Below are 12,171 nucleotides of genomic sequence, written 5' to 3'. Positions count from 1 at the left end.
TTCCAGAGAAGTCTTTAATATATAAAAAAGATGTGCCTTGTTGCCGTAATGCTGGCAATCGTGTATAAATTTTACCTGAGGTTATTTATAAAATCAGCCATTTCAATGATATTATAAATATAATCGGCAGCATGATGACTGATGGCATGCTGCGGCATAAACGGCATCTGAGCCGTTTCCGGATTTTGCACGACTGTTTTTCCGCCCATTTTCTTGATTGTTAAAAGTCCTTTGGTTCCGTCTTCATTAGCGCCGGAAAGCAGCATTCCGACGAGCGAAGGGCCATAGATTTCGGCAGCCGATTCAAACGTAACATCAATGCTCGGACGGCTGAAATTGACTTTCTCGGAATAATCGAGCGAAAAGGTACCGTTTTTTTCAATCAGCAAATGGTAGTCAGCCGGAGCAAGATAAAATTTGCCGGGAAGGATGGGGTCCTTGTCCTCGGCTTCCAGTGTATGGGCAAGCGTTTTGGTGGAAAGCAGTTCGGAAAGCGCAGAATCTCCGGAATTACGGCGGTGAAGTACAATGATAACAGCAAAAGTAAAGTCAGGCTTTATGGCCGGAAACAGGTTGAACAATACCTGCAGACTTCCGGCTGAGCCGCCGATCAGCAGAGCCCTGCAAGAATTTTTTAAATGATTTTCTTCCATATTTTTTCGCGGTTCAGCTGCCTGAACTTGCTCTGGACAGCTGAAAATTTGAGAGTTTCTTTTGTGCCGAGTGCAAGGTAGCCCAACGTTCCGAGGCTTTCATCAAAAAGCTTTAAAACCCTGTCCTGCAATTCCTTGTCAAAGTAGATCAGCACATTTCTGCAGAGGATCAGGTCAAATTCATTGAATGAACTGTCGGAAACAAGGTTGTGCGTGGAAATAATGATTTTTTCAGCCAGTTCCTTATCGAATTTTGCCTGTCCGTAATGGGCTGTATAGTACATTGAAAAATCATGAATGCCGCCTGATGCAATATAGCTTTCAGAGTATTGCTTCATCTGGTTCAACGGAAAAATTCCTTTTCGTACCTTTTCCAATACACTGGGATTCAGGTCCGTAGCGTACAAAAGAGATTTCCGTAGCAGGTTTGCTTCTTTCAGCAGAATAGCCATGGAATAAACTTCTTCACCGGTGGAACAACCCGCGTGCCATATACGGATAAATGGCTTGGTTCCCAGCACCGGTAGGATATCTTCCCGCAGGGATTTGTAAAAAGAAGGATCACGGAACATTTCGGTAACGTTCACCGTAATTTCTTCCACAAAGCGTTTGAAGTACGTTTCATCCGTTCTGACCCTGTAACGAAGTTCGGCATAACTCGGAATTTTATCCAGCGCACACAGCCTGATGATACGTCTTTTCAGCGATGCCTTGGAATAGCGCGTAAAATCATATCCGTAAATATCGAACAAGTCGTTTAGCAAAATAGCTATATCTTCATCTTCAATCATTATGCACAGTTATATATCGCCAAGCAGCTGTAAAAGTTTTTCCACATCAATCGGTTTTGAGATATATCCGTCTGCACCGGCCTGGAGACACTTTTCCCGATCTCCGACCATTGCCTGTGCAGTGACTGCAAATACAGGTATATTTTTCCGGCCCTCCATGCCTTTAATCAATGGAATGGCTTCATAACCATCCATTTCAGGCATCATCATATCAATCAGAATGGCGTCAACTGTTTCGTTTGTACGCAGTAGTTCCAGTGCTTCGGGAGCACCTGTACAGGAAAAGCAGTCATACGATTTTGCTTTTAAAGTAGCTTTAAGGGCAAAAATGTTTCTTGCATCATCATCAATTATCAGTATTCTTTTTTTACCCATACCGTCGGCTTCGTTTCCGCAAGTTTTCGTTGTATATAAATTGGTTTATGCAGCTGTTGGCTGTTAGCTGTTAGCTATTAGCTTTTGGCTTTTTGGAATAATGTTCAGTAAACAAAATTATTCAAGCTGTTCATTTTTCCTTTTTCCGGCAATTGCCTTGGTTTAATACTTTTCATAAAGCCATACCCGTAACAGGGAAATCAGCTGATCGATATCCACCGGTTTGGTAATATAATCAGAAGCGCCGGCATTGATGCATTTTTCCCTGTCGCCCGTCATGGCCTTGGCAGTAACGGCAATAACCGGCAGGTTGCGCCACTGGAAATTCTCACGGATGCGTTTGGCCGTTTCATAACCGTCCATTTGCGGCATCATCATATCCAGCAGCACCACATCTACTGCGGGATTTTCTTTCAGTTTCTGCAAAGCCTCTTTTCCGTCCAGTGCAGTAATGACGTTCATCTTGTAATTTTCCAGCGATTTGGTCAGCGAGAAAATATTTCTGACATCGTCATCTGCGATCAGAACCGTTTTATTACTCAGGATTTCACTAAGTCCGCCCAGCTTTTTCTGTTCATTGGCTTTTTTGGAATTAATTTTATTTTCTTCCACCACATGCAGGAACAGCGAAACTTCATCCAGCATGCGCTGATAGGAGTGAGCTGTCTTGACAATTATGGAATCTGCATATTGTTTGATCCTGAGTTCTTCCGGCATGGAAAGGCTTTTACCGGTAAAAATGATGATGGGAATATTTTCAAGCCCCGGATTCTTTTTGGCTTCTTCCAGCATATCGTAAGCTTTCTTGTCGGGAATGCCCATATCCAGGATCACGCAGTCCACTTCGTTGTTTTTCAGCGCCTGTACACCTTCATTGATATTGCTTTTCAGTTCGGAGTTGATATTGAAAGTTCCCAGAAAATACGCAAGTGCCTTGGCATGCATGGAATTGTCTTCCACAATCAGTACTTTACTCGTCTTCCGGCTGATGATGTATTCAATCTTTTTAAATACTTCCTGCATTTTGTCCAGTGCAACGGGCTTGTCAATGAAATCGACTGCACCTTTCATCAGACTTTCATTTTTCATGCGGTGTGACGACATGATATGAACGGGAATATGCCGCGTATTTAGGTTTTCCTTCAACTTGTCCATTACTTCCCATCCGCTCATAACCGGCAGCTGTATGTCCAGCAGAATACCCATCGGCCTGAACTTCTCGGCAAGTAAAAGCCCCTCATCGCCTCTTACCGATACGATGCCTTTGTACTTGTGCCTGCGGGTGTATTCAAGCAAGGATTTGGCAAAAACCGTATCGTCCTCAATGATCAGGATTACTTTGTCATTTTCTTCAATTTGGTCCCGGTCGTCTGCAATGTCAGGCGGAATAACCAAGCTTCTGAACTGTGCGTGAAAGTCCGGTATTATTTTGGTTTGCGGTTCGTCTTTGTGGCTGATCGGGAAAGTGGTTTTTTCAGGTACCGATTCTTCCGTTTCATCCCTTCTTTCAAGCGGAATGCAAAGGGCAAATTCGCTGCCTTCGTTCACAGCGCTGGTCAGGGTGATTTCACCGCCAAGCAGTTTTACAAGTTCGCGGCTGATGGACAAGCCCAGTCCGGTGCCGCCATATTTTCTTTTGGTAGAACCGTCTGCCTGTTGGAAAGCTTCAAAGATGTGTTGCTGTTTTTCGGGTGCAACGCCGATTCCCGAATCGGTTACAGAAATACAGAGTATGCCTTGATCGTCTTCCCTGAGCTGCATGTTAACCTTTACAAATCCGGTTGAAGTGAATTTAAGTGCATTGGAAATCAGATTTTTAAGGATCTGCTCCAGACGCATTTTGTCCGTTTCAATGACCTGCGGAACTCCGGATGCAATGTTGATTCTGAAATCAAGCCCTTTCTGCTTTGCTACCGGAGCAAACAAGGCGTTCATATCCGTACTGATATCGCTGACCGAAATCCTGGCATATTCAAGATCCATTTTGCCCGCCTCAATCTTGGAAAGATCCAGAATTTCATCAATCAGACCGAGCAGTCCGTTGCCCGAAGACTGGATGACGGTTGCATACTCGATCTGTTCGTCGTTCAGGTTTTCATCGTTGTTTTCTGCCAGCAATCTGCTCAGAAGCAAAATGGAATTCAGCGGTGTACGGAGTTCATGCGACATATTGGCCAGGAACTCCGATTTATAGCGGGTTGTAAGTTCAAGTTCTTCGGCTTTTTTCTGGATTTCAAAATTCTTTTCTTCGAGGAGCCCGCTTCTTTCTTCCAGTTCTTCATTGGTTTGCTGAAGTTCTTCCTGCTGCACGCGGAGTTCTTCTTCGGAAGCCTGCAGTTTTTGCGATTGCGCCTCCAGTTCCGCATTCAGATTTTCAAGTTCATTGTGCTGCGTCTGAAGTTCTTCGGCCTGTGTCTGCGTTTCTTCCAGGAAGTTCTGCAGTTTCAGATAATCCAGCGCTGAGTTGATTCCGGTTGCCATGGATTCAAGATTGTCTTCCAGGAATTTAACCACAATCGGTTCAGGCTTTTCCAGGAAGCCAAGTTCAATAATCCCGATGCATTCGTAAGCATAAGTCAGCGGCAGAATAGCAATGGCAGCGGGCTTTGTTTCTCCGAGTGTGGAAGTCACTTTCAGATAATCTTCCGGAATATGCTGTAAAAAAAGCGGTTTTTTGCTTTCAATCACTTGTCCGGCAAGCCCTTCGCCTGTTTTCAGGTTTTCAGGTGCATGCTGTATGGCGTACGAACCGGTAAGTTTATAGTTCCAGGTGTTTTCTACAATGTAAATGGTTCCGATCTGCGCACCGGCATAATCCGTGATTGTTTTCATCAGATTGGCAGCCAGCTTTTTAAGTACTCTTTCACCACGGATCGCATCGCTGATGCTTACAGTGCCTTTCTGTAACCAGTTTTGGCGGTTAAGATCATCAAAAGTCACTTTCAGCGATTCCGTCATGGAATTCAGCGCCAAGGAGATCCGTCCCAGCTCGTCCTCATTTTCATCCAGGCTTTTTGCATCGTAATTCCCGGCTGAAACTTCCTGGGTAATCTGTTCAATATGCGCGATCCTTTTTTGCGTTTCCCTGTATTTTTCCTCTTCAACTTTCTGAATGGCAATGCGTTTATCCATATCGTTTTTAATACGGATATAGGCAAAGAAGGTAATCAGTATGGAAATCAGAGCGGCAATGATCAACAGAACCGGCGTGTATGTAATGTAAATCTGCTGTTGTTCCAGTCTGTTCTGTAAAATCTGGTTTTCCTCCTTTTTGATCCTGTCAATCATTAACCGGAGGTCATCCATCAGTTTCTTTCCTTTCAGCATTTCCCTTAAACGCGCATCGGTATCATCGACGTAAGAAGAATTTTTTCTGGCCTGATCAATGATGTACTGCATCTGGCCGAATTTGGCCTCGTACAGCGCTTTTACTTCACGCAGGTTTTTAAGCTGTACAGGATTTTCGGAAGTCAGTTCCTGCAGGTTGTTATAGCTGTCGGTGGTTTTTTCGTAGGCCCCTTTGTAAGGATCAAGAAATGCCGGATCGGACGTGATCAGAAATCCACGCTGGCCGGTTTCTGCGTCCTTCATATGCGAAATAATGCTTTCTGCTTCAATCAGTACCTCGTTTGTATGATTTACCAGCCGGGAATTATTGATCAGTTTCTGTGTGCTGTAATACGATGCCAGAAGGCTGAAAAACAAAAGCAGGACGGAAAAGGAAAATACAATCCGTAATTGCTGTATGATTGAATTAGAGGTTTTTGTCATAGGTACTGTAATGCTGAATTTCAATTTGATTTAAGGTTCGGTGATGTCATTTTCCTGAACCAGCGGCAGTACGAGGATAAACTGTGAACCTTCGTTTTCCATGCTTCGGGCAGAAATCAGACCGTTGTGTTTCTCCATAATTTTCTTTGCAATCGCAAGTCCGATGCCGGTCCCTTCGTATGTGCTGATGTTGTTAAGCCGCTGAAAGATCACAAATATCCGGTCCAGAAATTTTTCATCAAACCCGATCCCGTTATCGGCGATGACAATCCGGCAGAAATTTCCGTTTGTTACCGCAGGCCCGGCCATTTCTTTGAATTCAATGAATTCCGACGAGATCGTGATCAAGGGTGGCGTTCCCGGTTTGGAAAACTTAAGGGCATTGCCGATCAGGTTTTGAAATACTTGTCTGATCTGGCTCGGAATGGTATCTATAATAGGTAACGGATGAACCTGAACCAATGCATTTTTCTCTTCAATAACTTCATCAAAGTCCAGTAAAATCTCTTCAATCAGGAAGTTAAGGTCAGTTTGTTGAAAGTTTGCTTTAACAGAAAGCCTGGAATATTCCAGCAGATCGGTGATCAGCCGCGACATTCTTGCCGAGGAGTTGATCGAGCGGTTCAGGAGAGAAATGGCTTCTTCATTCCCGGTCAGAAATTTTTCCTTGATCAGATGGTTAAACGTCTGAATTTTCCTGAGCGGTTCTTTAAGGTCGTGGGACACGACCCATGCAAACTGCTGAAGTTCATGATTGGTGGTTTCCAGTTCGGTATTTTTGTCCAGCAGCTCGCGCGTACGCAATTCCACTTTGTGTTCCAGCAGTTCGTTCGCCATTTTCTGTTCATGAATATCGGTGAATGTTCCCACCCACCGCACAATGGCTCCATTCTGGACAATCGGAATGATTTTAAGCAAGAAATATTTGTATTCGGCAGATTCAAGGGCCTTAAGTCTGGCTTCACGTGTAAATTCCTGTCCGGCAGCAAAGTGCTCAGACCAACGTTCTGTGAAATAGTCTTCGGGGTGCATTTCAGGAAATACGCTGGCCAGGGACGAAAATTGAAACCAATGTTCGTTCACAAAATCAATATTGCCTTCCACGTTGACGGTAAACGCAATCTGGGGCAGGGATTCCAGTATAAAACGCAGTTCATGCATCCGGAATGCAAGTTCTTCCTGCGCATTTTTACGGATCTCGATTTCATTCTGAAGCGAATGCTGGATGGCCTTAAGTTCCTGCTGCTGCTGGAAAAGCTTGTTGAACGTTTTGACTTTCAGCAGCAGGATATCGGGATCAACCGGTTTTGTAAGGTAGTCGATACCGCCTGAGGAATAGCCCTTTGTAATGAATTTCTTCTCCTTATTTACCGCTGATAGAAAAATGATCGGTGTGTCTTTTGCCTTGCTGAACCCTGAAATGGCTTCTGCTACTTCAAACCCGTCCATACCGGGCATCTGCACATCCATGATGATTACGGAGTAGCTTTGGTTCAGGATCTTTTTTAATGCTTCTTCACCTGAACCTGCACTATCCGTTTTGAATTGGTGCAGTTCAAGTATCTTTTTTAAAGGAAGAATGTTTTCCGGCCTGTCGTCGACAATCAGAATCATAAATTGTTGGTAAAAATGCTAATTTCTTGAAATCGATGACTGCGATAAAGTGCGAAAGTAGCAAATCCCGGAGCTTTCATACTAAGTAAAATGCAAAATTTGCCCAGCCCGTATGAACCTTGCTAACCAGGTGCAGTAAATTCGATTTCTTGAAACCAGGATATTTCCGTTCCGAATCTATTTGGAACCATTCAAAATTCCATAAAAACCATACCAAAAAACATCGATCCAGGGCATTTTAGCGGATGCTGCATTGTGCCTGATTAATGCGGGTTTTTCAGTAAAGTTTCTTTGACAGCGGTTTTTAACTCCTCCACCCATTTCTGGATCGTGATCATCGGATGAACGAAAGGCGTTTCAAAATCCTCATCAATGGAAGTAAGTCCTTTTTCCCTGACAAGTTGCTGGATGGCCTTGACAAGATATTCTTTGGAAGGATTATATTCGGTATCTTCGTTGACTTCACTTACTTCTTCAAGAAACAGGTACATTTCCGAAAGAAGATCTTCTGAAAGGTTGGTTGGAACGGGCATGTGAAATGGGGTTATGTGGCTAGTTCATGGACTGCAAGGCTTGTTCTCCTTCTTCTGTAAGGCTTGCGGTTCTGTTTTTAAGTGTAATCTCGGATTTGTGGACATTTGCCAGTCCGTGTTCTGCAAGTAATTCCGTTGCATTATGGTAATCATCTTCAGTGCATTCGGGCAAGTGCGACAGCATGAGCGGATTGGCTACTCTGAACAATTTGAGTGCTTCCTGTATTTCCTGATTCATTTTTCCAATTAGTTGTTAGGTGATTGTGGAATTTCTTCCCTGCGATCTTTTCCGACCGTTGGCATAATTTTATAGCAAAAGGTGTACTCAAAGAATTTTCGCTCATGATTAAAGTGAGCAAGCTATTTGGAAAAGCAGATTTAGACACGTTGTCGAAATCGTTTTTTTGGGATTAAAATGATATAAAATGAGAAAAATTTCTAACAAGAAAGTAGTTGACCAATCCGTACTGGACAATGTAATTGTTTACCCCGGGCAACCTTACCCCTTAGGCGCAACATATGACGGTATCGGAGTGAACTTTGCCTTGTATTCAGAAAATGCGACTGGCGTGGATTTGTGTCTGTTTGATAGCCCGGAAAGCCTGTCTGAGAATATTAAAATTGAAATTGGGGAAGTCTCGCATCACGTATGGCATGTTTATGTGCCGGGCCTCAAACCCGGACAATTGTACGGTTACCGCGTACACGGGTCGTTTGAACCCGAACAAGGCCACCGCTTTAACCCGAATAAATTATTGATTGATCCGTATGCAAAAGCCATTTCGGGAACAATCCAGTGGCACGATGCGCTTTTTGGCTATGTCATCGGAGATGAGAACGAAGATCTGAGTTACAGTAAACTGGACAGTGCACCTTATATTCCAAAATCGGTTGTTGTGGACCCGGAATTTGACTGGGAAGGTGTACAGTCGCCCAATATTCCGTACCATGACACCATCATTTATGAAACCCATGTAAAAGGTTTTACGTACCTGAACCCGGAAATACCCGAAGAAATCAGAGGTTCTTACGCAGCCATGGGCCATCCGGCCACGATTGCATATCTTAAGAATCTGGGTGTAAATGCCGTTGAGCTGATGCCGGTGCATCATTTCATTGCAGACCGCCATCTGAAAGAACGCGAACTTACCAATTACTGGGGATACAATTCCATCGGCTTTTTCTCGCCGGATGTACGCTACAGCAGTTCCGGAACACACGGCGATCAGGTGCTGGAATTTAAAAACATGGTGAAAGAACTTCACAAGGCCGGAATTGAAGTTATTTTGGATGTAGTTTACAACCATACCGGTGAAGGAAACCACATGGGCCCGACACTTTCGTTCAAAGGTGTTGACAATGCATCCTATTACCGGCTTTTGGACGGACGCTATTACATGGATTATACCGGTACCGGAAACACGCTCAATGCAAGGCTTCCGAGCGTTCTGCGCCTGATTATGGACAGTCTGCGTTACTGGATCACGGAAATGCATGTGGACGGATTCCGTTTTGACCTTGCATCCACGCTGGCCAGAGAGCTACATGAAGTGGACCGACTGAGTGCTTTCTTCGATATTATACATCAGGACCCGATTATTTCGCAGGTAAAACTGATTGCCGAACCGTGGGACGTTGGCCATAACGGATACCAGGTCGGTAAATTCCCGATCGGCTGGGCGGAATGGAACGGACTGTACCGCGATTGTATGCGGGATTTCTGGCGCGGAGCAGACAGCATGCTTGCCGAATTTGCAGAACGCTTTACAGGAAGCTCAGATCTTTACAAAGGGGAATACAGACGCCCGACGGCAAGTATCAATTTCATTACGGCACATGACGGATTTACCCTTAATGATCTGGTTTCGTATAATGAAAAGCGTAACATTGCAAATGGCGAAAACAATATGGATGGCGACAGTCATAACCGTTCATGGAACTGCGGCGTGGAAGGCCCGACGGACGATCCCGGAATTATTGAACTGAGAAACAAGCAGAAACGAAATTTCCTGACTACACTTTTCTTGTCCCAAGGCGTTCCGATGCTTGTCGCCGGTGACGAATGGGGACGTACCCAGCAAGGAAATAACAATGCTTACTGCCAGGATAATGAGATTTCGTGGCTTAACTGGGAACATGTGGATACGAAACTACTTGAGTTTTCACAGAAACTGGTTGCATTCAGTAAAGCACACCGTTCGTTCCGGCGTAAAGACTGGTTCAGAGGTTTGCCGATCAAAGGAGTCGGACTCGAAGACATCGCCTGGTTTCTGCCTGAAGGTACAGAGATGCCCGACGAAAACTGGAACCATGATTATGCCAAATCGCTTGGAATTTACCTGAACGGCAAAGGAATCCGCCACGTAAATAAAAAAGGTGAACCTATTTACGATGACAATTTCTATCTGGTTTTCAATGCGCATTACGAACCCGTTACGTATGTTTTGCCTCCTGAAAAATACGGTCAGGAATGGCATAAAGTGATTGATACCAGTGAAGGAACAATCGATGAGAACGGGCCGGTATTTCATGCAGGTGCAGAAGTGACCGTTGACAGCAGATCCGTTATGGTTTTTAAAAATATCTTGTTTTAAAATGAATTCAGAGCAATTACTATATAAAATACCCGGAGTTAGGTTTGATGAAGATGGACAGGCAACCATAGCTGTATGGGCACCGGAAGCAGAGCAGGTACAAATCCAGCTTGTTAATAAAGAACTGAAACTACCGCTTCGGAAAGAAAGTTACGGTTACTGGCAGCTGGAAACCGAACGCGTACGGCCCGGTGATCTGTACCATTTTATCATAGACGGAAAAGATCCGCTTCCCGATCCGGCAACGCTTTCGCAGCCGGAAGGTGTTCATGGTCCATCGGAGGCCATTGACATTCAGGCGTACAAATGGCATGACCATGACTGGGAAAATCCATTTCTCAAAGATTATATCACCTACGAACTGCATACCGGCACTTTCACACCGGAAGGTACGTTTGCGGCGATGGAGGAAAAGCTGGATCATTTGGTAGAACTGGGTATCACAGCCATTGAAATCATGCCGGTTTCACAATTTGCCGGCGGCAGAAACTGGGGCTACGACGGTGTTTTTCCTTATTGTGTGCAGGATTCCTATGGCGGCGCAATAGGTCTTCAGCAATTGGTGGATGCCTGTCACCGCAAAGGACTGGCTGTTATTCTGGATGTTGTTTACAACCATATCGGGCCGGAAGGAAACGTTCTTTCACAGTACGGACCTTACTTTACGGATAAATACAATACGCCGTGGGGAAATGCCATCAACTTCGATGACGCGTGGTGCGATGGCGTAAGACAATATTTCATCGAAAATGCGCTGATGTGGTTCCGCGATTTTCATATCGACGCGCTGCGTATGGATGCCGTTCATGCCATCAAGGATTTCAGTCCGGTGCATCTGCTGGAAGAAATCAGGACGAGGCTGGACGAATACATGGAAGAATCCGGAAAAACGCATTACCTGATTGTGGAAATGGATCTGAATGATACGCGGTTCATCAATCCGGTCTCAAAAGGCGGCTACGGAATGGATGCACAGTGGATTGATGAGTTTCATCATGCGCTGCGCGTTTCGTCCGGTCAGGAACGAAATGGTTATTATTCTGATTTTGAACCCATTACTTCGCTTGCCAAATCGTACAAAGACGCATATGTATTTGACGGAATATTTTCGGAACACCGCAAAAGGAAGTTCGGAGTAAAAGCAGAAGGAAATCCGGGCAGCCAGTTTGTGGTTTTTTCACAGAACCATGATCATGTCGGCAACCGCATGCTTGGCGAAAGAACGAGCCAGCTTGTAAGTTATGAAATGCAGAAACTGCTGGCCGGCGCTGTGATCGTTAGTCCGTATCAGCCGTTTTTCTTTATGGGCGAGGAGTGGAGCGAAAGCAACCCGTTCCAGTACTTTGTGAGCCATACCGATCAGGAACTGGCAGAAGCAGTGAGAAAAGGAAGAAAAAGCGAATTCGCAGCCTTTCATCTGGAAGGTGAAGCACCGGACCCGGTTTCGGAAGAAACCTTCAACAACTCGAAGCTTCAGTGGGAATTACTGGAAAAAGAAAGTCATCAGACCATGTTCCGGTATTACAAAAAACTGATTGAGCTGAGAAAAGAAATGCCGGCACTGAACAGCCCGGACAGAAATGCCATTGAAGTGGAGGCAAATCCTGAAGAAGAAACAATCATTATTCACCGCTGGTCCGGAGATACGCATGTTGCCGGGGTTCTCAACTTTTCAAAGTCCGTTCGTTCGGTTATTTTGCCGGAAGCTGTAAGTCAGTGGCAGAAGCTGATCGCGTCGTCGGATGAAGAATGGAACGGCTTGGGAACCTTGCCGGACAACGAAGATGCCAATGCTGTAAATGTGCAGCCGGAATCATTCACATTGTTTTCCGGCATATAA

Annotated in this window: 9 protein-coding genes; 2 read left to right on the top strand and 7 right to left on the bottom strand. The window is 44.8% G+C overall.

The features are described 5' to 3' along the window. Positions 1-71 precede the first annotated feature (71 nt). From FEM55_RS06380 to FEM55_RS06350, 7 genes are all read right to left on the bottom strand, one after another. Complete coding sequence (locus tag FEM55_RS06380) at positions 72-653, bottom strand: chemotaxis protein CheB (RefSeq protein WP_138280439.1); 582 nt, start codon at positions 651-653, stop codon at positions 72-74. Beyond that, positions 635-1,444, bottom strand: coding sequence for a CheR family methyltransferase (locus FEM55_RS06375; RefSeq protein WP_138280438.1), 810 nt, complete (start codon positions 1,442-1,444; stop codon positions 635-637). The genes FEM55_RS06380 and FEM55_RS06375 overlap by 19 nt, the downstream gene beginning before the upstream one ends. Positions 1,445-1,453: 9 nt before the next feature. Next, complete coding sequence (locus FEM55_RS06370; RefSeq protein WP_138280437.1) at positions 1,454-1,819, bottom strand: response regulator; 366 nt, start codon at positions 1,817-1,819, stop codon at positions 1,454-1,456. 162 nt (positions 1,820-1,981) lie between these two features. Then, positions 1,982-5,590 (bottom strand): response regulator, encoded by a 3,609-nt coding sequence (locus FEM55_RS06365; RefSeq protein WP_138280436.1) that lies wholly within the window; start codon positions 5,588-5,590, stop codon positions 1,982-1,984. Between the two features lie 30 nt (positions 5,591-5,620). Next, positions 5,621-7,204, bottom strand: coding sequence for a hybrid sensor histidine kinase/response regulator (locus FEM55_RS06360; RefSeq protein ID WP_138280435.1), 1,584 nt, complete (start codon positions 7,202-7,204; stop codon positions 5,621-5,623). 263 nt (positions 7,205-7,467) lie between these two features. Continuing rightward, positions 7,468-7,737, bottom strand: a complete 270-nt coding sequence (locus FEM55_RS06355) for a hypothetical protein (RefSeq protein WP_229209108.1) — start codon at positions 7,735-7,737, stop codon at positions 7,468-7,470. A 19-nt stretch (positions 7,738-7,756) separates the two neighbouring features. Then, positions 7,757-7,975, bottom strand: a complete 219-nt coding sequence (locus FEM55_RS06350; protein ID WP_138280434.1) for a hypothetical protein — start codon at positions 7,973-7,975, stop codon at positions 7,757-7,759. Between the two features lie 187 nt (positions 7,976-8,162). On the opposite strand from FEM55_RS06350, the gene glgX reads away from it, so the two are divergent. Both glgX and treZ read left to right on the top strand, forming a co-directional pair. Next, complete coding sequence (glgX, locus tag FEM55_RS06345) at positions 8,163-10,331, top strand: glycogen debranching protein GlgX (protein WP_138280433.1); 2,169 nt, start codon at positions 8,163-8,165, stop codon at positions 10,329-10,331. A gap of 1 nt (position 10,332) precedes the next feature. Beyond that, positions 10,333-12,171, top strand: coding sequence for a malto-oligosyltrehalose trehalohydrolase (treZ, locus tag FEM55_RS06340; RefSeq protein WP_138280432.1), 1,839 nt, complete (start codon positions 10,333-10,335; stop codon positions 12,169-12,171).

It is taken from the genome of Dyadobacter sediminis (genome assembly GCF_005860765.1).
Classification (GTDB): Bacteria; Bacteroidota; Bacteroidia; order Cytophagales; family Spirosomataceae; genus Dyadobacter; species Dyadobacter sediminis.
Note: the sequence above shows the minus strand (reverse complement) of the source record. Positions and strands in the feature narration are given on the sequence as shown.

Excerpts from the sequence above, each read along its gene's own strand:
- FEM55_RS06375 (WP_138280438.1), bottom strand. The coding sequence starts at position 1,444 with ATGATTGAAGATGAAGATATAGCTATTTTGCTAAACGACTTGTTCGAT.
- FEM55_RS06355 (WP_229209108.1), bottom strand. The coding sequence starts at position 7,737 with ATGCCCGTTCCAACCAACCTTTCAGAAGATCTTCTTTCGGAAATGTAC.
- FEM55_RS06370 (WP_138280437.1), bottom strand. The coding sequence starts at position 1,819 with ATGGGTAAAAAAAGAATACTGATAATTGATGATGATGCAAGAAACATT.
- glgX (WP_138280433.1), top strand. The coding sequence starts at position 8,163 with ATGAGAAAAATTTCTAACAAGAAAGTAGTTGACCAATCCGTACTGGAC.
- FEM55_RS06380 (WP_138280439.1), bottom strand. The coding sequence starts at position 653 with ATGGAAGAAAATCATTTAAAAAATTCTTGCAGGGCTCTGCTGATCGGC.
- FEM55_RS06365 (WP_138280436.1), bottom strand. The coding sequence starts at position 5,590 with ATGACAAAAACCTCTAATTCAATCATACAGCAATTACGGATTGTATTT.
- FEM55_RS06350 (WP_138280434.1), bottom strand. The coding sequence starts at position 7,975 with ATGAATCAGGAAATACAGGAAGCACTCAAATTGTTCAGAGTAGCCAAT.
- treZ (WP_138280432.1), top strand. The coding sequence starts at position 10,333 with ATGAATTCAGAGCAATTACTATATAAAATACCCGGAGTTAGGTTTGAT.
- FEM55_RS06360 (WP_138280435.1), bottom strand. The coding sequence starts at position 7,204 with ATGATTCTGATTGTCGACGACAGGCCGGAAAACATTCTTCCTTTAAAA.